Source organism: Mesorhizobium sp. P2_E9 (assembly GCF_056403815.1).
In genome coordinates this window covers 59,654-78,620 of record NZ_JBFUET010000013.1, presented here as the reverse complement: position 1 = coordinate 78,620, position 18,967 = coordinate 59,654, and the positions used below count along the sequence as shown (strand labels likewise).

Genomic DNA, 18,967 nt, shown 5'->3' with positions numbered 1-18,967 from the left:
CCTAGATCGCGGCAGGCGGACAACAATGCCATTCGCCGCAAGGCGATCAACTATGATCCCGTCAGGACGCGGGCGGAATTCGAGGCGATGAAGACGGTGTTCGATGCCGGCTTCTTTGAAAAGCACAGACCGAGCCCGATCACCGATGACGCGCCGATCTTCATCGTCGGCATGCCGCGGTCGGGCACGACGCTGATCGAGCAGATCATCGCCAGCCATCGCAAGGTCTTTGGCGCTGGCGAGCTCAGCATCCTGAAGAAGGTGGTCGGCAAGCAGTTCCCGGCGACCATGCCGGGCGGCTTTCCCTGGGGCGATGTATCAAGGCTCGGCTGAAGCCGCTGCTCGACAAGCTAGGCTGAACGGTCAGCCGAATCCCCTGCGCTGGATCAGGATGACGTTGGTTGAACCGCCGTCTTGATCTTTTTGGGTGAAATTCGCTAGATCATTTCACCGTTTCACGGAAACGGCGAACTGCTCTAACTCTTTGTTTTGACGCAATTCCGGACGGAAAACCGCAAACACTTTTCCTGGAATTGCCGTAGCCGGCCTACGGCTCGTAGCGCAGGAAAACGTTGCCGTTGCCGAAGGCCTGCGACCGGGCCAGCTTGACGTTAAGCCGGTTGCCGATGCCTTCGAACATCGTCCTGCCGGCGCCAAGCATGATCGGGACGATGACGAACTGGTATTCGTCGATCAAATTCTCCTCGGCCAATTGAGCGACGAGATTGCCGCTTCCCAGGATAGTCATGTGGTTGCCTGCCTGCTGCTTTAATTCCCGAAGCTTCGCGGCCGGTTCGCTTTTGACCAACTCGGTGTTGTTCCAACTCGCCGTGTCGAGCGTGCGGGAAAACACGACCTTCGGCATGTCATTTATGCGCTCGGCCACCACTGGCGCGATCTGGGCGGCCATCGGCGTCGGCCAGAACTGGATCATCAGGTCATAAGTAACCCGGCCCAGCACCAGCATGCCGCCGCCCTTGGCATTGTCGGCGACGAAAGCGTTCCATTCCGGATCTTGGCTGTGCGCCCAGTCCATGGCGCCGTGCCCGTCGGTAAAATAGCCGTCGAGCGATATGCTGTTGAATACGATCAGTTTGCGCATAAGTCGGTCCTATTTTGAGAGATGGAACGAGGTTTCGCGCCCTGCTGTCGGCGTCGGCATGCGGCAGCTGGCGATCCGTCGGGATGTTACGGCCTACAGTTCTATGAACGGCTTGAAGCCGCCGAAGATCATGCGCTTCATATCGAAGGGCATGGGGCCTAAATCGGGTGTCAAACGCGGGTCGGCCATCACCTTGGCCATCACCGCGTCGCGGCTTTGCCTGGATGCGTAGACCGCCCAGGCGAAGACGACGATCTCGTCGTCTTTTGCCTGAACGGCCCGCGGAAACGAGGTCAACTCGCCATAGGGCACGTCGTCGCCGATACATTCGACATAGGCGAGCGCGCCGTGTTCCATCCATATGGGGCCTGCGAGGTTGGCCAGCTTCTTGTAGTCGTCGAGCTTGGCCTTTGGCACGGCAAGCACGAAACCATCGACATAGGACATGTGGTTCTCCTCTGCTGAAAACGAGCGCCGGGTCGGCGGGGATACGACCCGGCGCGGTGAGCGCGTCAGCCCAAGGCGGGCGACGCCTGCTCGCTAGAAAGCCTTACTTCACCGGCGCGTTCATTGCCCAGGCGACGCCGAACGGATCGTTCAGCTGGCCCCAACGGTCGCCCCAGAACATCACCTGCAACGGCGTGACCACTTCGCAGCCGGCATCGACGGCGCGCTGCCACCAGTTGTCGATGTCGCCATCGTCGAGATGGAGTTGCAGCGTGTAGCCCTGCGCCGCCTTGTGCGGATGGCCGTGCTCGGGATAGGCGTCGCCAAGCATCAGCGTTGAGCCGTTGACGTGGAGATGGATGTGCATGGTGCGGCCCTGCTCATCCGCCGGATAGGCAAAGACCTGCTTGGCGCCGAAGGCTTTCTTGTAGAAATCGGCAGCCTTGAAGGCGCCGTCAACCTGCAGATAAGGGGTCAATCCGCCGAGCACTTCTGCCCTGGGCTGAACGGGGGTCTGGTCAGTCATGTCTTGCTCCTCTTTGCGTCTGGTTTGGCCTTGCGAGCCCTAGGACGCACGAGGTGGCGGCAATCCTACATGGCCGCGAAATTTTTCTGGCGGGCCGGCTCCGGGCCGGCCGTGCAAGAAGGCGTGAAACGAACTTGCGCCTGCGGCCCCCAATCAGAGCGCAATTCTCGCAGCGCGCAGGCTAGAACGGGTGGATCGCGCCGCTTCCTCACTCCCGAGACGACAATGATCCTCTACTACCAGACCCACTCACCTTTCGCGCGCAAGGCGCTCGTCTTCGCGCATGAGGCCGGCATTGCCGATCGGCTTGAGGTCATTCATCACGAGACCAGTCCGACCTTGCGCAACGCTCGTGTCTACGCCGAAAACCCGCTCGGCAAAGTGCCGGTGCTGCTGCGGCCCGGCGCATCGGCGATCTTCGATTCCGATGTCATCTGCGCCTATCTCGACACGCTGCATGACGTCCGCAAGCTGTTGCCGCAAGAGGGCGAGGCGCGCTGGCAGGCATTGCGGCTGCAGTCGGTCGCCCAAGGCCTGGCGCAGACGGGCATCGCCTTGCGCTGGGAGACGGAAAGACGGCCCGAGCCGCTGCGCTATGACGCTCTTGCGCAGGGTTACCGCGACAAGATCGAGGCGAGCTACGACTGGATCGAAAGCACGCTGGACGACGAATCGCCGCTCCATCTCGGCCACATAGCGCTCGCCACCACGCTGTCCTGGATGGCGTTCCGAAACCTGCCGGCTTTCCATGCGCGAGCGCGGCTGGCGCGCTGGTTCGACGCTTTCGAAAAGCGCGGATCGATGCAGGCGACGCCGCTCTCCGGCGACACGCATGATTGAGCAATGGTCGCCCCGCCGCGGCCTGCATCGATATTTTCCGACCGCATGGTCAGGGTGCCCTGCGGATCCGCGGACTGTTTTGTGCGTCGATGACGATTTCCGGCCAGCCGATATCCTTGCGCAGTTCGATCGGCAGGGACAGCAGCTCACGTTCGCTGCGGTGGCGGGCTCGGTTCTGTGCGTAACGGGAGGCAACGCGACCCAGGGATGACAGAATGGACATGATGCTTTCTCCTCAGATGAAGCCGGCATCATCGTGTCGGCATCCCAAGGACGAGGCAGGTTCAGGCGATCCGACAGATCGTCGAAATTTTTTGTAGCCGTTTCTGCGATCGGTGTGATGCGCTACTTCAGGCAGCCGCCTCCATGCGCTCGATCGTTTCAAGGTCGGCTTTTTTGGCCTCCCCCTCAACCGCAAGATCATAACTCGCTTGCATGTTCATCCAGAACTGCGGCGTGGTCCCGAAGAACTTGGCAAGGCGCAGCGCGGTGTCGGGCGTCACTGGTGTCGCCTCGCTTGCCAGGCGCTCGATACGCGTGCGCGGCACATGCAGCTTTTTGGCCAGTGTGTAAGGCTTCAGGCCAAGCGGTATGAGATATTCCTCGCGGAGAATTTCTCCGGGATGAATAGGCGGGTTGATGTTCAGCATTGAAACCTGTCCTTCAATGATAGTCGGTTATTTCGACATCCTCGGCTTGTCCGTCCACCCAGCGAAAGCAGATGCGAAACTGATCGTTGATACGGATCGAATGCTGACCGGCACGGTTGCCTTTCAGGAGCTCAAGCCTGTTGCCGGGAGGCGTCTTGAGGTCGGACAGTTCGGCCGCGTTGTCGATCATGAACAGCTTGCGTTGGGCTGACCGGACAAGATCCGAAGGGAAACCCTTTGGAGCCTTGCCGTTCGAGACGGCTTCGCTGGTCTTGTCCTTGAACGAGCGTATCATGACTCAAATCCAATGGACGTACCATCGCATGATACGTTCGGCGAGTCAAGACAACGTCTCACGCAATGATACGAAGTTTCGACCTGTCGCAAACAGGTCGAAACGTCATGTCAGCGCGATATTGGTCTTCTCTGTTCAGCCGGCACCCTCGGCCACCTCGCGGAAGAAGTCCTCGGGATCTTCCACCTCGGTTAGTTTCCGCTTGTCGATCAGCCAGAAGCGGTTGCCGATGGCGCGAATGAAGGAGCGGTCGTGCGAGGCGAGCACGCAGCTTGCCTGGTGCTTCAGCAATTCCTCCTCCAGCGCCTCCTGGCCGTCTATGTCGAGATGGTTGGTCGGCTCGTCGAGCAGATAGAAATTGGGGTTGGCGAGCCTCAGCGCCAGCATCATCAGCCGCGCCTTCTGGCCGCCGGACAGCACGGCGATCTTTTTCTTCTGCATCTCGATGACCACGCCGGCGCCGGCAAGCAGCGAGCGGGCGCGCTGTTCGCCGACATCGTAGCGGCGCGACACCATCGCCAGCGGCGTGTCGTCGCCGCTGATGCCCGACAGCGCCTGGTCGCTGTAGCCGAGCACCGTCGACGGCGTCACCTTCACGTTCCGGATCGTGTCGGGTTCGGCGATGGCGTTGCGGATCAAGGTGACGAAGCGCGATTTGCCGACGCCGTTGCGGCCGAGCAGCACGATGCGGTCGCCCTGGCAGATGTGGCGCTTGCCGGTCCTGAACAGCAGCGTGCCGTCGGGTGTTTCCACTGCCGCATCGTCGAGCGTGATCAGCACCTTGGCGTGGGTGCCGCGGTTGGCGAGCCTGATTGCGCCCGCCGATTTCTCGCGATGCGCCGGGTTCGCCGCGTCTTCCAGTTTCTCCGCGCGTTCCCTGAGTTGCTTGGTCTTGATGGTGAGCAGGTCGCTGCCGGAGTTGATGCCGATGTTGTTGAGCTTGGCGGCTTGCTTTCGCAACTGCTGGGCGACCTTCATGTCGCGCTCGAACTTGCGCGCCGTTGAGGCGTCGACGTCGTCGAGCGCCTGTCTCGCCCGCGAATAGGGCAGTGCAAACACCGGCGACTGTTCCGGGCGCAGGAAAAGCGTCCGGTTGGTGGCGGCGTCGAGGAAGGCGCGGTCGTGGCTGGCGATGACCACAGGCACCTCACGCGGCAGCCCGTTCAGCCAGCTTTCCAATTGGCTGATGCGGGCAAGGTCGAGATGGTTGGTCGGTTCGTCGAGCAGCAGTACGTCGGGATCGGTGACCCAGACGCGGGCGATCAGCGCCAGCCTCTGCCAGCCGCCGCTCAGCGCCCGCATTTCTCGCTCTCGCATCGCTTCGGGCACGTCGAGCGAATCCAGCACCACGTCGACGCGCCACGTCTCGCTGTCGGCCTGCTCGGCCGGCAAGGCGTCGGCAACGACCTGATAAAAGGTGCGGCCGAGAAGGGCAGGCGCAATGGACTGTTCGACATGGCCGACGCGCAGGCCGCGCGTGCGGGTGATGTCGCCGGAGGTCGGCTCCATCTCGCCGGTCAGGCATTTGAGCAAGGTCGACTTGCCGCGGCCATTGGCGGCAACGATGCCGAGCCGGTCGCCGCTGCCGATGGTGAGGTCCAGGTTTGCAAAGAGCGGCGCACTCATGGTGACGCCGAGGGATTTGAGGCTGATCAGGGCCATTGTGATTTCGCTTTTTTGGTTGGCGCATGATCCTTTCCGAAAACCATCCGGCTTTCGGGGGCATGCGCTCTTGCCGGAAACAACTCCGGGTGCACTTTGACGGTGCGCGTGCTGTCCATCAGAACAGGTTTTGCGGCACCACGAAGGGCAGACCTAAAAATCGAAACGGGAAAAACCCGGACCGTCCTGGTCAGCCCTGCAAGCTAGCTCGCAGGGCAGAAATCGGGCCACGCTGACGATGGTGACGATGAAACGTAAACACGTGAGCCCTCCTTTCAAGACAAGACGTTGAGTGTAGGGAGCGATTACACCAAAGGCGGGGTGGGTCGCAAGTGGTTCCTCTGCAGGCAGGCTTTAGTCTGGCAGAGGGAATACCCAGTCACCCTTGGTTCGGTGGATTTCCTGTGGTGTTAGGAAGTGAAATTCCATCAGGATGGGTTCTTCTGCTCCCCTGAAGAAATGAAGTTCGGCATGAGGAAGTACCAACCGCCGGACAGTTTCAAAAGCGCTGTCCATTGTATATTCCTCACCCTGCAATCCGAGACTTGCAACGCGTGTTTTGGCGGCCGAAAGCGTCATTGCCGGGCTAAAGCCATCGAGATCGATTTGGCTGTTGCCGCTCCATTTCAAAGGCAAAGGCTTGGGGATATCGGGCATATGCCAAAGCTTGATGCTGATGCGGTGGACGCGCGCTCGATTGCGGCTAGTCAGGATGTCGATTTCGAGATCGCGATAACCCAGAAGAAAACCACATGGCTGATCCTGGTAGACATACAGCCATTTGGGAAAACCGAGGTGTTTCTGGACCGAACCAAGATCGGCACCCACCCACAACGGCGTGTCTTCGCTGCCTAAAATCAGGGGCAGAATATGGAGTTTGCCTTGTTGCCGCATTGATCAGACCGTAATTGGCAGGGCATCACTTCGCAACGTGCCTGCGCAGTATCAACCGGCCGCGCCGAAGCGGAGTCGCAGTCGCGCCTATCGTTTCCGCCAACTGAGGAACACCAACGCTGTCTCGGCGCTGCGTGCCGATCCACCTTCTTCCGCAAGGGAGAAGCGAAGAAACGCTACTTCCCCGGCCGTCCCGTCTTGCCCGGCCGCCGCTTTTCGCGACGCGCATCGCCTGGATCCTCGTAGGAGCCGATGCCGGCGCGCTGGCGAATGATTGGTTTGACGACGTCGCGATCCTTCGCGCCCCCCTCTGTCCTGCCGGACATCTCCCCCACAAGGGGGGAGATCGGCTGTGGCTTTGCCGGCACTTTTCCTTCGACCGGCTTCTCCGTCCGCCGCACCGTCATCTCGTCCAGAGAGTTCTTCTTGAACAGCGGCTTGGTGGCGTCGCCGGGAATGCCGAAGTCGGAGCCATGCGCCTCTTCGGCCGACTGTTTCTTGAACAGCGAGCGCGATACGGCGCCTGCCGGCGTCGGCATGTCGGTGCCCGGGCCCATGTCGTCTATCGAGGGTTTGGCGAACAGCGGCTTCTTCACCGGCACGGCGCCGTCGGCGCCCATCTCGTCGAGATCGGGCTTACGGAAGAGGTTGGGCCGGGCAGCCTTGGCGGCCTCTTCAGCGGCACGTGCTTCGTCGAGCTTGCGGAAACGCTCCTGTTCCTCTGACGTACGGTGCTTGGCCACGCCCTTGTTATGCTTGCCCTTTTCACGGCCCGACACCGGGCTTTCCATGTCGGCATATTTGGCCAGCGGGTCTTCGGAGATCGACAGTTCCATCTCGCGCAGACGCTTGATCTCATCGCGGATGCGGGCCGCCTTCTCGAAGTCGAGATTGGCGGCGGCGTCGCGCATCTGTTTCTCCATCGCGTCGAGATGCGCCTTGAGATTGTTGCCCATCATGGCGCCGGCGCTGTCGGTGAACTGCGAGATGTCGGCGCGGACGTGGTCCTTCTCGTAGACGGAATCGAGAATGTCGGAGATGCGCGACTTGACCGATTCCGGCGTGATGCCGTTGGCGGCGTTCCATTCCATCTGTTTTTCGCGGCGGCGGCTGGTTTCGGCCATCGCCCGTTCCATCGAGCCGGTGACCTGGTCGGCATAGAGGATGACCTTGCCGTCGACATTGCGGGCGGCGCGGCCGATGGTCTGGATCAGCGACGTCTCCGAGCGCAAAAAACCTTCCTTGTCGGCGTCGAGAATGGCGACGAAGCCGCATTCGGGAATGTCGAGGCCCTCGCGCAAAAGGTTGATGCCGACCAGCACGTCGAAGGCGCCGAGGCGCAGATCGCGCAGGATCTCGATGCGCTCCAGCGTGTCGATGTCGGAGTGCATGTAGCGCACGCGCACGCCCTGCTCGTGCAGATATTCGGTCAGGTCCTCGGCCATGCGCTTGGTCAGCACCGTGACCAGCGTGCGGTAGCCGGCCTTGGTGGTCTCGCGGATCTCGCCGACGACATCGTCGACCTGGCTTTTCGCCGGGCGCACCTCGACCGGCGGGTCGATCAGTCCGGTCGGGCGGATGACCTGCTCGGCGAAGACACCGCCGGCCTGTTCCATCTCCCAGCCGCCCGGCGTCGCCGAGACGGCGACGGAGAGCGGGCGCATGGCGTCCCATTCCTCGAAGCGCAGCGGCCGGTTGTCCATGCAGGACGGCAAGCGGAAGCCGTATTCGGCCAACGTCGCCTTGCGCCTGAAGTCGCCGCGATACATGCCGCCGATCTGCGGCACGGTGACGTGGCTTTCGTCGATGAAGACCAGCGCATTGTCGGGAATGTATTCGAACAAGGTCGGCGGCGGATCGCCGGGCTGGCGGCCGGTGAGGTAGCGCGAATAGTTCTCGATGCCGGCGCAGGAGCCCGTGGCTTCCAGCATCTCCAGATCGAAGCGGCAGCGCTGTTCGAGCCGCTGTGCTTCCAGCAGGCGGCCGGCGCGTTCCAGTTCGACCAAACGGTGCTTGAGCTCTTCCTTGATCGACTTGATGGCCTGGTTGAGTGTCGGGCGCGGCGTCACATAGTGCGAGTTGGCGTAGATCTTGACGCTCTTCAACTCGCCGGTCTTCTGGCCGGTCAGCGGGTCGAACTCGGTGATTTGCTCGATCTCGTCGCCGAACATCGAGATGCGCCAGGCGCGGTCTTCCAGGTGGGCCGGAAAGATCTCGATCGTGTCGCCGCGCACGCGAAACGAGCCGCGAACGAAATTGACGTCCTGGCGCTTGTATTGCTGGGCGACGAGGTCGGCGAGCAGCGCGCGCTGGTCGAGCCGGTCGCCGATCTGCATCTGGAAGGTCATTGCCGTATAGGTCTCGACCGAGCCGATACCGTAGATGCAGGACACCGAGGCGACGATGATGACGTCGTCGCGCTCGAGCAGCGAGCGCGTCGCCGAATGGCGCATGCGATCGATCTGCTCGTTGATCGAGGATTCCTTCTCGATGAAGGTGTCGGTGCGCGGAACGTAGGCTTCCGGCTGGTAATAGTCGTAGTAGGAGACGAAATACTCGACAGCGTTGTCGGGGAAGAATTTCTTGAACTCGGAATAGAGCTGCGCCGCCAGTGTCTTGTTGGGCGCCAGGATCAGGGCAGGGCGCTGCGTCTCCTCGATCACCTTGGCCATGGTGAAGGTTTTGCCGGAGCCGGTGACGCCGAGCAGCACCTGGGTGCGGTCGTTGTTATCGACGCCTTCGACCAGATCCTTGATGGCGGTCGGCTGGTCGCCGGCCGGTTCGAAGTCCGACACCATCTTGATGGCAATGCCGCCTTCGGATTTCTCAGGGCGGGCAGGGCGGTGTGGCGTCCACAGCACGCCATCCTTGTGCAGCGGATTGCCGGATTCGATCAGTGCCGACAGCGCCGCCACCGTGGCGGTGACACTGCTCGAGGCCATTGTCTCGGCGTCTTCCAGCGAGATATCGAGGCCGGCGACCGGATTGAGGCCGGCCGCGGTCCGCTCCCTGGCCGTTGCCGCGCCACCCATCGAAGTGCCGCGCGGGCTGCGACCGGGCGCGGCGGAGCGCTCGGGAATCTTCTTCGACGGCTTTGGCGATTTGCCGCCCTTGCCGGTCTGGCGCCCTTCCTTCTCTGCCTCCTGCTCGATCTGCTCGGCCCAGTCGGCGATCGAACCGGTCAGCGGCGTGCCCGACAGTTCAGGCTGCGGCATCTCGGCGAAGCCGCCTCTGTGCAGCGGCTCCGAGGCGTCGAGGAAATCGGTCAATGGGCTGCGCCGCTTCGGCGCGGCGCGGTCGTCATCCGCCGTCGGCGGCGTTCTCTTGTCGGGGGATTTGGCCATGCCCCGAATATGGTGAGTCTTGGCCAAAATGGGAAGAGCGGGATGCGGCGAGGCGCATGCCCGGATGCGGCTCCTGACAGAAGGCTGTCAGGAGGAAGTCAGGTATCGGGGGATGCCTGCCTGTGGTGGTCAGGCGCCGCGTGCGTTGTCCGTCGCCACCTGGGTCGGCGATCCGTTCAGGCGCGGCACCACGACGAGGCGGGTGACCTTACCCTTCTTGAAGGCGGCGAGGAAGCGGGCGTAGTCCCTGAAGACGACGCAGCCATTGGACTCGGCGCGGCCGCCGCGCAGCATGTAGGTGTGGGCAAGCAGGCCGTTGCGGTTGTACTTGTTGCCGCCGCCGACCGGGGTCAGGCGCAGGGCCTCGACGCCATGGAAGCGCGATTCACGCAGCGACAGATTGTAGGTGTTGGGCGGGGTCGGGCCACGATCCTTCACGTGGACATAGCGCGGCTGGTCCACCATGGCGCCGAGACCGGAATGCGCCTCGAGCCGCTGGCCGTCCGGCATGTAGACGGTCTTGGCGCTGATGTCATAGACGGCGACGCCGTGGCCGGCGCCGCTTCCTGGGTTCGGTCCGTTGAACAGGTTCCTGAACGCCTGGCCAAGGCCGCCCGAAGGCGTGTCCGGCTTGGCATAGGCCAACACATCGCCGCCATCGCGGCCTTGCCGGGTCGGCTGCCGGGCTTGCTGGACCGGCTTTGCCTGTGGCGCAGGCTTCTGCTGCACGATCTTGGGCTGGGAGATCTTGGGCTGCGGCGCCGGCTTGTCCTGCTCCACCGCCTTGGGTTGCGGCGCATCGTATTGCGGGCGGCGGGTCGGCAGCGGCACGCCGTCGGTCAGCGCATCCGGCAGCGAGGCGGCGTCGCCGGGCTGTTGCTGCTCGGTCTCGACAGGCGCGACGGCGACATCGGCCGAGGATTCGGTCATCGGCAGCGGCGAGGCGAAGGCCTCGTCCTCGACCGGCATCGACTCGACGAGAGCCAGCGCCAGCTGTGTGTTGTCAGGCGTCTGCGACTGGGCAAAGCCCTGCGGGGCCAGCGCGGTCTGGACCACGGTATCGGCACGGGCGAAACGTTCCGCCGCCGGAGCCGGCATGTCATCCGACAGGCTGGCCATGACCTGGACAGACGGCACCAGCGATGCCTCGGTGATCTGCGCCCCGATGCTGGAAATCACGGGGCGGGCGTCGGCCACGGCCACCGGCTTGCCGGCGCCGGCAAAGGCGGCGGCGAGCTTGGTCGGCGACAACGACGCTTCCATGCGTTCGAAGCGCTCCTGCGCCTTCGACACTAGGATTGGCTGTTCGGGCTTCGCATGCGCCACGAGGCGCGCGGATTTCACCGCCAGCGGGCTCACACTGGCCAGCTTGAAGCAGCTGGCGCCGCATTGCACGGCGTGGTCGTGCAGCGCCTGCGCGCCGCCATGGGCATTGGCCAGCACGAATGGCGCCGAGGATCTGAGGAAATGCTGCTTCAGCGGATCGGCCATCGCCAGCGAGCCCGGCATGGCCAGCGTCTGCGGCAGGCCGCCGCCCGACGTCGCCGACAGCGAGGCGCCGACGGAGCTGAGACCGGCCATGGTGCCGATCAGCCACAGGCCGACGGCGGCGCTGGCGCCGGGCACAGCGACCCAGCGGACGATCCGTTTCGGGTTGAAGGAAGGGGCACGCTGCGCATCGACGAACTCGCCGCCCTCGCGCTGGTCCCAGATTATTTTGTGTTTACTCGACAACGCCATGCAACCAATCTCGCTCCAATCGGTTATCCCCGTACGTGGCCTTGTCAGCCGCGACGACCATTCTGCGAGTGATCCCAGGGTGGTCCCCGACGCGTTTGCCGCGCCTGTCGTTGATTGCCGATTGCTTCAAAATATGGACAAAGTTGGTTAACCAATCCCTCTCAAAACCAACCGAGAGACGTGGACTTTGTGCCAAAAAAGGCTCGTCCACGATCATGCACGCGGTATTTCAGCCCTTCCGAAGCAGGTTTGCTGCCTGTTTTTGCCGGCCGAGTCAAGCAAAACGGCCCTTGCTAATTTAAGACAAAGGCGCTCCAGCGAGCCCTGCGGCAATGCGGCGCGCCATTGCACGGTGCTGAAAAAGCCGATTGCATCGCAAAAACTGTTGCCCGTTTGCAACATTTTTCCGGCCCGGACGCCCGCCTCCCGACGGCCATTGACTCGTTTGGGAGGCGGTGCAATCCCGTTGAAGTGCTTGGTTTTGGGGCGGCAAAGGCCACTTTTGGAGTTTTTTTCCATGAAGCGTCGGGATTTCTTGACGCTGTCGGCGGGTGCGGCGGCGTTCTCCATTCTTCCGGCCACGGTCAGGGCTGCCTTGCCGGTGGCCTATGACCGCAACGCCGAAGTGCCGTTCAAGGACAAAAAAACCTTCATCGACTGGATGGTTGCCAATCGCGGCGAGGATCCGAAGTTGCTGGCCGAGCGATTCGATCGCTTCCAGATCATGGTCTACAACAAGGATGTGCTGGACGACCGCAACAAGCGCGCCTTCCTTTCGACGCCGCGTGAAGAATTCGTTCTGCCGCAGAATCTGGCGCGCGCCTACGACCATGCCTTCCTCGACATCGGCTATGGCGTGACCATTTCCGGCCCGCATCTGGTCGGACGCATGACGACGGCCATTGACGTGCAGTTCGGCGAGGCCGTGCTCGAGGTCGGCACCGGTTCGGGCTACCAGTCGGCGTATCTCGCCAACCTCACCGACAAGGTGCACACGATCGAGATCATCAATCCGCTGGCGCAGCGCACGCGGCGCACCTATGACGCGCTGATCGAGCGCGGCTACAGCGTGTTCGGCTCGGTCACCAGCCGCAATGCCGACGGCTATTATGGCTGGGAAAGCGTCGGCCCGTTCGACAAGATCATCGTCACCTGCGGCATCGACCACATTCCGCCGTCGCTGCTGCAGCAGCTCAAGCCCAATGGCGTGATGGTCATTCCGGTCGGCCCACCGGGCGCCCAGCACGTGCTCAAGGTGATCAAGCAGCAGCTTGCCGACGGCACGTTCAACATCGTCCGCTCGGACATCTACAATGGCAAGGTGGTGCCGTTCGTGCCGTTCACCAAGCTGGAAGGCGACCAGATCGTCGGCACGCACAACGGTTGAGTTGCCGCATCAAGGGGCCTGAATGACGGCTGTCGTATCGACCTCTCGACCAAGCATCGCCTCGCTGGAGGCGCCGCGGCTCGCGCACTATCTCGCGGTCGGGCTGATCGCCGGCGCCATCATCGCGCTGCAGATCGCGGTCATGCGGGTGTTCGCCGTCGGCAGTTGGTCGCATTTCGGCTCGCTGGTGGTCAGCCTCGCCATGCTCGGCTTCTCGCTGTCCAGCGTCGTCATCTTCGCCGGCAAGGGCTGGTTCGACCGCCACTGGCAAGGTGCGGCCACCGCGGCCTTGCTGCTGATCGGTCCGCTTGCCGTCGGCGCCAACCTCGCTGCCCAGACGGTGCCGTTCAACGCCATCTTCCTGGTCTCCGATCCCGAGCAGAAATGGCGGCTGCTGGCCAATTTCCTGCTCTACCTCCTGCCGTTCCTGGCTGGTGCGTTCTTCCTCGGCATCGTCTTCCTGAAAAGCCGCACCGCCTTCGGCCGCGTCTATTTCGCCGACCTTACCGGCTCGGGGCTCGCCGGCATCGTCGTGCTGGTGTCGCTCTATCTGTTCGCGCCGGAAACCATCATCGTCGTGCCGCTGCTGCTGTGGGCCGCCGGTTCACTGCTGTGGTTCTTCGCGTTCGGCGCGTGGAAGAGCGTTGTCGCCGGCGTGGTCGTGGCGGCGCTGTCGATCGCCGGCTACCTCCTGCTGCCCGGCCTGCTCGGCATCCCCGACATTGCCGTGTCGCAGTACAAGGGCGTCGCCTATGCCCGCAACTTTCCGGACGGCAAGCGCATCTACCGCAGCATCTCGCCGTTCGGCGATTTGCAGGTCTATGCCAGCTCCTACATGCATTTCGCGCCCGGCTTGAGCGACAATGCCGCCTTCGGCATGCCCGAGGTGCCGGCCAACACCTATGTCGGCATGTATCGCGACGGCGACGGGCCGGAAGGCATCATGCGCAATCTGGCGCCGGCCGAGCAGGTCTATTTCCGCTATCTGCCGATGCACTATCCCTATGTCATCAAGGAGAAGCCCAAGACATTCGTGGTGCAGTTCGGCGGCGGCATCTCCACGCAGGCCGCGCTCAATGCCGGTTCGACCTCGGTCACAGTTGCCGAGAGCAATCCGATGACGTTGCGGGCATTCCGCGATCCGATCCTCAGGGATGTTACCGGCGACATCCTGGCCGAGCCGCGGCTCAAGGTGATCGACTATGACGGGCGCCTGTTCCTCGCCAACACGACGGAGCGCTACGACGTCATCGACCTCAGCCTCGCAGACAGCGTCGGCCTGTCCAATCCGGGCGGCTTCGCCATCTCGGAGAAATATGCCTACACGCGCGAAGCGATGCTGAGCTACATGCATGCGCTGGCCGATGGCGGCGTGCTGTCGGTCACCTTGTGGAACAAGGAAGAGCCGCCGAAGTCGGTGCTGAAGCTCTATTCGACCATCGCCGAGGCGGCGAGGACGTTCGACAGCCAAGGTGCCGCCAATGATATCTTCGCCGTGTCGAGCTACCTCTCGACCACGACTGTGCTGTTCAAGCGCGGCGGCTTCAGCGAGGCCGAAATCAAGACGCTGCGCGACTACACCAAGTCGATGTCCTGGGAAGAAGTCTATTATCCAGGAATGGTTTATGACGGTTCGGGCGCGCAAAAGGTACTCGATGATTACCGTGCCTCGATTTTCGGCAGCGGCGAGGATGCAACGCTGACCCAGCCGGCCGCCGATGCGCCTGCCGACCCGACCGCGCCTGGGAATCCCGATTGCGACCCGACGGCACCTGCTGATCCGACGCTCGATGCCTGTGCGGGCGCCGGCGGCGATGCCGGCCCCCAGGTGCTGCCGGCGACGGAACTGCAGCGCATGACCTGGCACGCGCTTTTGACCGGCGGCTGGGAAAAACTCGCTGGCGATTATGTCTTCGACGCGCGGGCGCTCAGCAACGACCAGCCCTATTTCGCCGCCTATGTGAAGGTCGCCGACCTGCCGCGCACACTGGACCGGCTCGATTTGTTCCAGGACGATTGGGGCTATCTCTTGATCTGGGCGACGCTCGGCATCGCCTGCATCACGGCGGCATCGCTGGTGCTGCTGCCGGTCCTTTTCGGCTGGCGCATCGTGTTCTCGCGCTCGCGCGGCAAGCTCGGCACCATCCTCTATTTCGCCTGCCTCGGCCTCGGCTACATCATGGTCGAGGTCGGGCTGATCAGCCGCTTCACCGTGGCGCTCGCCAATCCGACCGTGTCGGCCTCGGTGCTGATCTCCTCAATGCTGGTGTTTTCCGGTCTCGGCAGCCTGTTTGCCGAACGCATCTTCGACCGCGCCAGGACGCTGCTGCCGGTGGTGCTGCTGGCGATCTGCGTGCTGCTGCTCGCCTATGGCTTCTACCTGTCGCCGGTGCTCGACTGGATCGGCGCCTATCCCTATGCGGTGCGGCTGCTGCTCTGCTTCCTGCTGGTGTCGCCGCCGGCCTTCCTGATGGGCATGCCGATGGCCACCGCCATGACCTGGCTGGCGCGGCTCGGCAAGGAGCATCTCTTCGTCTGGGCCTGGGGCATCAATGGCTGTTTCTCGGTCATCGGCTCGGCCGCGGTGCCGATCGTCGCCACCAGCTTTGGCTTGAGCGCCGTGCTGCAATGGTCGGCGATCGCCTATCTCATCGCCATTCCGGCCTTCTTCGCGGTGCTGCTGCCGTCAAAGGCGCCGGCCATACGCCTGGTGCCAGCCTGATGCCGGACCGGCGCGCCATCGTTGCCGGATTGCTGGCCACGGCGGCGTTTCCGGTGGCGAGCCAGGGGGCGCGCTTGCACAAGGCCATCTCGACCATCGTGCCGTTCAAGGCGTCGCCGTTTCCCTATCGGGGCAAGCTGCCCGATGGCTCCGCTCCATTTCTCGACGTGACGGCGGCGGATGGAAGGCGTGGCCACACCTCACCGCGCGGCGGCATCTATTGGGAGGACGAGACCTATTCCGACCGCTCGACGCTGCTGGCGGTGCCGAAAGGGTTCGATCCGGCCAAGCCAGCGGTCATCGTCGTGTTCTTCCACGGCAATGGCGCCACCTTGCAGCGCGATGTCGTCGGCCGTCAGCGGGTCGTTGCCCAGGTCGAGGCCTCCGGCCTCAACGCCGTGCTGGTGGCGCCGCAATTCGCCAGCAATGCGCAGGATTCCAGCGCCGGCAATTTCTGGACGCCGGGCTATTTTGCCGGGTTTATGGCCGAGGCGGCGCAAGGCTTGGCCAAGCTGACCGGTGCCAAGGCGGCAAGGTTCGACGCCATGCCGGTGGTGCTGGTCGCCTATAGTGGCGGCTACAACCCGGCCGCCTCCATTCTCAAGAACGGTGACATCAGCGGACGCCTGCTCGGTGTCATCTTGCTCGACGCGGTGTTCGACGAGGCCGACATTTTCGCCAGCTGGATCGCGCAGCACCGGAAGAGTTTCTTCGTCAGCGCCTATGGCAAATCCTCGGCCTCCGGCAATGCCGAGATCAGGCAGTTGCTGGCGGGCCAGGGCATCAATGCCAGTTCCGACCCGCCGCGCCGCCTCGAAGCCGGCACCATCGCCTTCCTCGCCTCGGATGCCGCCCACGATACGTTCGTCACGCGGGCGTTCGTCGGCAATCCGTTGCAGTGGCTGCTAGGGCGGCTGCACGGGTTCGCACGCTAATCTCAGCTGGGCTCACTCGGGCAGGGCGCCATCGATGCCGATGTCGGCAATGGCTGCCAGTTCGGCGGCAATGGCGGCGGCGCGGCGCGCCTTTGGACCATGCTCTGGCCAGACGAGACGGCGCTTGATGGCCAGTGCCGGGACGTCGCGGGCGATTTCGACGAGATGGCCGGGCTCGAGATGGCGCCGCAGCACCAGTTCGCTTGCTAGTAAAGCGCCCATGCCGGCGATCGCCGCCTGTGCCGCGACGATGGTCAGGCCGAAGCGTGGACCCTGGTCGATGCCTTTCGGCTGGCGGCCGGCGGCAGCGAACCAGTCGCGCCAGGCGGGATAGACATCGTCGCCCATCGTCGGGTCGATGTGCAGCAGCGGCATGCTGTCCAGCACCTCGGCCGCATCCGGCTTGGCATGGTCGCGAACCAAAGCGGGCGCACAGGCCGGGATCACCCGCTCGGTGAACAGGTCGAGCGAGGCGAGGTCCGGGGCGGTGCCCCTGCGATAGCTGATGGCGAGGTCGACGCCTTCCTCGGCCATGGCGTCGAGCGCGATCGAGGCGACGATGCGGACGTCCAACTTGCCCAGCGCTGTCCGCACCCGGCTGAGCCGGGGTGCCAGCCAAAGCGAGGCGAAGGATGGATCGGCAGAGATGGTGAAGGTCTCGGCCCGACGTTCGAAACGCAGCCGGCGCATGCCGGAGGCAAGCGCGTCGAAGCCGCGGTCGATGTCGGGCAAGGCGGCCTCGGCGGCGCGGGTGAGCACAATGCCATTGCCTTCGCGCCGCACCAGCTTGACGCCGAGCCGCTCCTCCAACTGCCGGATCTGGTGGCCGATGGCGCCGGGCGTGACGCCCAGCTCCTCGGCGGCGCGCGTCAAGCTGCCGGCCCTGGCGGCGGCCACCAGCGCTCGCAAGCCGGAAAGCGGCAAATCCTTCAACGTCGTCATGTTTTGAATTTATCTCAAAACCTGGGGAAGGGAACTCGTTTGAACGGGGGATTTTCCTTGCCTAGTCTTGTCGAAGAAATTCAACCGCAGGGGACGTCAGATGCTCGACACGCCAAAGCAAGCAAGCCAGCCAAGACATGCTGTCGTGCCGATCCGCGCCATACGCGCCGAAGGGGCACATGTCGCTGTCGATCTGGCGGACGGCCGGACCGGCAAACTCTCGACGCGCTGGCTGCGGCTCGCCTGCGAATGCGAGCAATGCGGCGACACCGCCTCGGGCAAGAGGTGGCTGACACCGGCCGATGTCGGCGAGGCTGTCCATGTCGAAAGCTTCGACGTCTCCACGCCCGGACAGGTCACCGCCATCTGGCAGGACGGGCATGTCTCGCACTACGGCGCGGCTTTGCTCGCAGCCCATATCGACAGCTCGGGTCCCGTCCGGTTTCAGCCGCTTCTGTGGGACAGCGACCTCGCCGCACGGCTTGGCCGCTTCGCTTTCAATGCGGTGGTCGCGGATGACGAGGCGCTGTTCCAGTCGCTCAGGGCGCTGCGCGATCACGGCATCGCCATGTTGACCGGCGTTCCGGCCGAGACGGAAGCGACGGCGCGGGTTGCCGGCCGCTATGGACCAATCCGCGAGACCAGCTACGGCAAGGTCTTTGACCTGATCTCGCGGCCGGATGCGCGGGTGGCGGGCGAGACGGCACGGGCGCAAATCCCGCACACCGACGAGCCGTTCCGCTATGCACCGCCGGGCTTCATCTTCTTCCACGCCATCCGCACGGGAGCGGGCACCGGCGGCACCTCGCTGATGGTCGACGGTTTTCACGTCGCCGAACGGATGCGGACGCGCACGCCGGAGCTGTTCGATCTGTTGACGCGGCACGGCGTCACCTTTCACCGCGAGCACGCCGGCGAAGTCTTCTTCAGTGCCGAGGCGCATGTCATCAGCCTCGATGCTGCGGGCGCCGTCACCGGCATCCGCTACAATGACCGCTGCCTGGCGCCGCAATGGGCGCCTCTGGATCGGATCGACGGTCTGATCGAGGCGCTGGCCGAACTGACGCGGCTGATGTGCGATCCGCAGAACCAGTTCCAGCACCAGTTGCAGCCCGGCGAGGTGCTGGTCTTCGACAATCAGCGCGTCCTGCACGGCCGCAGCGCCTTCGACCCGACGCTTGCCGTGCGCCATCTCAGAAGCTGCAACATCGACCGCGACGGCGTGCATAGTGCGTTTCGGACGTTGGCCAGACGGTTCGCGCCGGAGGAGGCGGAGGCGGTGCTGTATCAGGGGGCGATTTTCTAAGGGCCACGGGGCAGGGCTTCCTCGCCCCCGATCGACGGGGTAGAGGAAAGGCGCCAAGCTTTTGCCGTCAACGCTCGTCCAGCAACGCTCCTTTCCTTTCCCTCCGGAGGGGGGAAAGGTGGCGCTGCGAAGCAGCGACGGATTGGGGGAACCACGTGGCAATCAAGCCTCGCGC

General features: G+C 63.6%; 17 protein-coding genes and 1 pseudogene. 6 read left to right on the top strand and 12 right to left on the bottom strand.

Annotation, left to right across the window (positions count from 1 at the left end):
• Positions 1-15: 15 nt before the first annotated feature.
• Positions 16-312 (top strand): annotated as a pseudogene (locus AC1D05_RS23200) (sulfotransferase); the annotation flags it as partial.
• 235 nt (positions 313-547) lie between these two features.
• Here the strand turns inward: AC1D05_RS23200 and AC1D05_RS23195 are convergent.
• The 3 genes from AC1D05_RS23195 to AC1D05_RS23185 all read right to left on the bottom strand — a co-directional run bounded on the left by AC1D05_RS23195 (position 548) and on the right by AC1D05_RS23185 (position 2,075).
• Positions 548-1,102: a dihydrofolate reductase family protein gene (locus AC1D05_RS23195; RefSeq protein WP_477444089.1), complete on the bottom strand. Its 555-nt coding sequence runs from the start codon at positions 1,100-1,102 to the stop codon at positions 548-550.
• A gap of 93 nt (positions 1,103-1,195) precedes the next feature.
• The gene (locus tag AC1D05_RS23190) at positions 1,196-1,549 is read right to left on the bottom strand and encodes a DUF1428 domain-containing protein (protein ID WP_477444088.1); all 354 of its coding nucleotides are present in this window, start codon (positions 1,547-1,549) and stop codon (positions 1,196-1,198) included.
• 103 nt (positions 1,550-1,652) lie between these two features.
• The gene (locus tag AC1D05_RS23185) at positions 1,653-2,075 is read right to left on the bottom strand and encodes a VOC family protein (RefSeq protein ID WP_477444087.1); all 423 of its coding nucleotides are present in this window, start codon (positions 2,073-2,075) and stop codon (positions 1,653-1,655) included.
• Positions 2,076-2,300: 225 nt separating this feature from the next.
• On the opposite strand from AC1D05_RS23185, the gene AC1D05_RS23180 reads away from it, so the two are divergent.
• Complete coding sequence (locus AC1D05_RS23180) at positions 2,301-2,915, top strand: glutathione S-transferase family protein (RefSeq protein WP_477444086.1); 615 nt, start codon at positions 2,301-2,303, stop codon at positions 2,913-2,915.
• Between the two features lie 49 nt (positions 2,916-2,964).
• Here AC1D05_RS23180 and AC1D05_RS23175 read toward each other — a convergent pair whose 3' ends face one another.
• The 8 genes from AC1D05_RS23175 to AC1D05_RS23140 form a co-directional block, all read right to left on the bottom strand.
• Complete coding sequence (locus tag AC1D05_RS23175) at positions 2,965-3,138, bottom strand: hypothetical protein (protein ID WP_081850515.1); 174 nt, start codon at positions 3,136-3,138, stop codon at positions 2,965-2,967.
• Between the two features lie 127 nt (positions 3,139-3,265).
• Positions 3,266-3,565 carry a HigA family addiction module antitoxin gene (locus tag AC1D05_RS23170; RefSeq protein WP_477444085.1) on the bottom strand — a complete coding sequence of 100 codons (300 nt, stop codon included), beginning with the start codon at positions 3,563-3,565 and terminating at the stop codon, positions 3,266-3,268.
• A gap of 13 nt (positions 3,566-3,578) precedes the next feature.
• On the bottom strand, positions 3,579-3,860 hold the full coding sequence (locus tag AC1D05_RS23165) for a type II toxin-antitoxin system RelE/ParE family toxin (protein ID WP_477444084.1): 282 nt from the start codon (positions 3,858-3,860) through the stop codon (positions 3,579-3,581).
• Between the two features lie 135 nt (positions 3,861-3,995).
• Positions 3,996-5,522, bottom strand: coding sequence for an ABC-F family ATP-binding cassette domain-containing protein (locus AC1D05_RS23160; protein WP_477444083.1), 1,527 nt, complete (start codon positions 5,520-5,522; stop codon positions 3,996-3,998).
• 354 nt (positions 5,523-5,876) lie between these two features.
• Positions 5,877-6,416, bottom strand: coding sequence for a hypothetical protein (locus AC1D05_RS23155; protein WP_477444082.1), 540 nt, complete (start codon positions 6,414-6,416; stop codon positions 5,877-5,879).
• 176 nt (positions 6,417-6,592) lie between these two features.
• Entirely contained in the window at positions 6,593-9,760 is a 3,168-nt protein-coding gene (gene uvrB, locus AC1D05_RS23150; protein WP_477444081.1) for an excinuclease ABC subunit UvrB, read from the bottom strand.
• 129 nt (positions 9,761-9,889) lie between these two features.
• Positions 9,890-11,500, bottom strand: a complete 1,611-nt coding sequence (locus AC1D05_RS23145) for a DUF2778 domain-containing protein (protein WP_477444080.1) — start codon at positions 11,498-11,500, stop codon at positions 9,890-9,892.
• A gap of 213 nt (positions 11,501-11,713) precedes the next feature.
• The gene (locus AC1D05_RS23140) at positions 11,714-12,019 is read right to left on the bottom strand and encodes a hypothetical protein (protein WP_477444079.1); all 306 of its coding nucleotides are present in this window, start codon (positions 12,017-12,019) and stop codon (positions 11,714-11,716) included.
• Between AC1D05_RS23140 and AC1D05_RS23135 the strand changes: the two genes are divergently transcribed.
• From AC1D05_RS23135 to AC1D05_RS23125, 3 genes are read left to right on the top strand one after another with little or no spacing between them, the layout of a single operon-like run.
• The gene (locus tag AC1D05_RS23135) at positions 12,018-12,887 is read left to right on the top strand and encodes a protein-L-isoaspartate O-methyltransferase family protein (protein WP_477444078.1); all 870 of its coding nucleotides are present in this window, start codon (positions 12,018-12,020) and stop codon (positions 12,885-12,887) included. The genes AC1D05_RS23140 and AC1D05_RS23135 overlap by 2 nt on opposite strands.
• 22 nt (positions 12,888-12,909) lie before the next feature.
• Positions 12,910-15,609 carry a hypothetical protein gene (locus tag AC1D05_RS23130; RefSeq protein WP_477444077.1) on the top strand — a complete coding sequence of 900 codons (2,700 nt, stop codon included), beginning with the start codon at positions 12,910-12,912 and terminating at the stop codon, positions 15,607-15,609.
• Positions 15,609-16,544, top strand: a complete 936-nt coding sequence (locus AC1D05_RS23125) for a hypothetical protein (protein WP_477444076.1) — start codon at positions 15,609-15,611, stop codon at positions 16,542-16,544. Before AC1D05_RS23130 ends, AC1D05_RS23125 begins: the two co-directional genes overlap by 1 nt.
• A gap of 12 nt (positions 16,545-16,556) precedes the next feature.
• On the opposite strand, the gene AC1D05_RS23120 is transcribed toward AC1D05_RS23125, so the two are convergent.
• Complete coding sequence (locus AC1D05_RS23120; protein ID WP_477444075.1) at positions 16,557-17,486, bottom strand: LysR substrate-binding domain-containing protein; 930 nt, start codon at positions 17,484-17,486, stop codon at positions 16,557-16,559.
• Positions 17,487-17,586: 100 nt separating this feature from the next.
• Here AC1D05_RS23120 and AC1D05_RS23115 point away from each other — a divergent pair, with 100 nt between their 5' ends.
• Positions 17,587-18,792: a clavaminate synthase family protein gene (locus AC1D05_RS23115; protein WP_477444074.1), complete on the top strand. Its 1,206-nt coding sequence runs from the start codon at positions 17,587-17,589 to the stop codon at positions 18,790-18,792.
• Positions 18,793-18,967 lie beyond the last annotated feature (175 nt).

Bases quoted from the DNA above. Each gene is read 5' to 3' on its own strand.
- AC1D05_RS23140 (WP_477444079.1), bottom strand. From the start codon at position 12,019: ATGGAAAAAAACTCCAAAAGTGGCCTTTGCCGCCCCAAAACCAAGCAC.
- AC1D05_RS23155 (WP_477444082.1), bottom strand. From the start codon at position 6,416: ATGCGGCAACAAGGCAAACTCCATATTCTGCCCCTGATTTTAGGCAGC.
- AC1D05_RS23115 (WP_477444074.1), top strand. From the start codon at position 17,587: ATGCTCGACACGCCAAAGCAAGCAAGCCAGCCAAGACATGCTGTCGTG.
- uvrB (WP_477444081.1), bottom strand. From the start codon at position 9,760: ATGGCCAAATCCCCCGACAAGAGAACGCCGCCGACGGCGGATGACGAC.
- AC1D05_RS23130 (WP_477444077.1), top strand. From the start codon at position 12,910: ATGACGGCTGTCGTATCGACCTCTCGACCAAGCATCGCCTCGCTGGAG.
- AC1D05_RS23190 (WP_477444088.1), bottom strand. From the start codon at position 1,549: ATGTCCTATGTCGATGGTTTCGTGCTTGCCGTGCCAAAGGCCAAGCTC.
- AC1D05_RS23185 (WP_477444087.1), bottom strand. From the start codon at position 2,075: ATGACTGACCAGACCCCCGTTCAGCCCAGGGCAGAAGTGCTCGGCGGA.
- AC1D05_RS23125 (WP_477444076.1), top strand. From the start codon at position 15,609: ATGCCGGACCGGCGCGCCATCGTTGCCGGATTGCTGGCCACGGCGGCG.
- AC1D05_RS23180 (WP_477444086.1), top strand. From the start codon at position 2,301: ATGATCCTCTACTACCAGACCCACTCACCTTTCGCGCGCAAGGCGCTC.
- AC1D05_RS23165 (WP_477444084.1), bottom strand. From the start codon at position 3,860: ATGATACGCTCGTTCAAGGACAAGACCAGCGAAGCCGTCTCGAACGGC.
- AC1D05_RS23145 (WP_477444080.1), bottom strand. From the start codon at position 11,500: ATGGCGTTGTCGAGTAAACACAAAATAATCTGGGACCAGCGCGAGGGC.
- AC1D05_RS23175 (WP_081850515.1), bottom strand. From the start codon at position 3,138: ATGTCCATTCTGTCATCCCTGGGTCGCGTTGCCTCCCGTTACGCACAG.
- AC1D05_RS23120 (WP_477444075.1), bottom strand. From the start codon at position 17,486: ATGACGACGTTGAAGGATTTGCCGCTTTCCGGCTTGCGAGCGCTGGTG.
- AC1D05_RS23170 (WP_477444085.1), bottom strand. From the start codon at position 3,565: ATGCTGAACATCAACCCGCCTATTCATCCCGGAGAAATTCTCCGCGAG.
- AC1D05_RS23135 (WP_477444078.1), top strand. From the start codon at position 12,018: ATGAAGCGTCGGGATTTCTTGACGCTGTCGGCGGGTGCGGCGGCGTTC.
- AC1D05_RS23195 (WP_477444089.1), bottom strand. From the start codon at position 1,102: ATGCGCAAACTGATCGTATTCAACAGCATATCGCTCGACGGCTATTTT.
- AC1D05_RS23160 (WP_477444083.1), bottom strand. From the start codon at position 5,522: ATGGCCCTGATCAGCCTCAAATCCCTCGGCGTCACCATGAGTGCGCCG.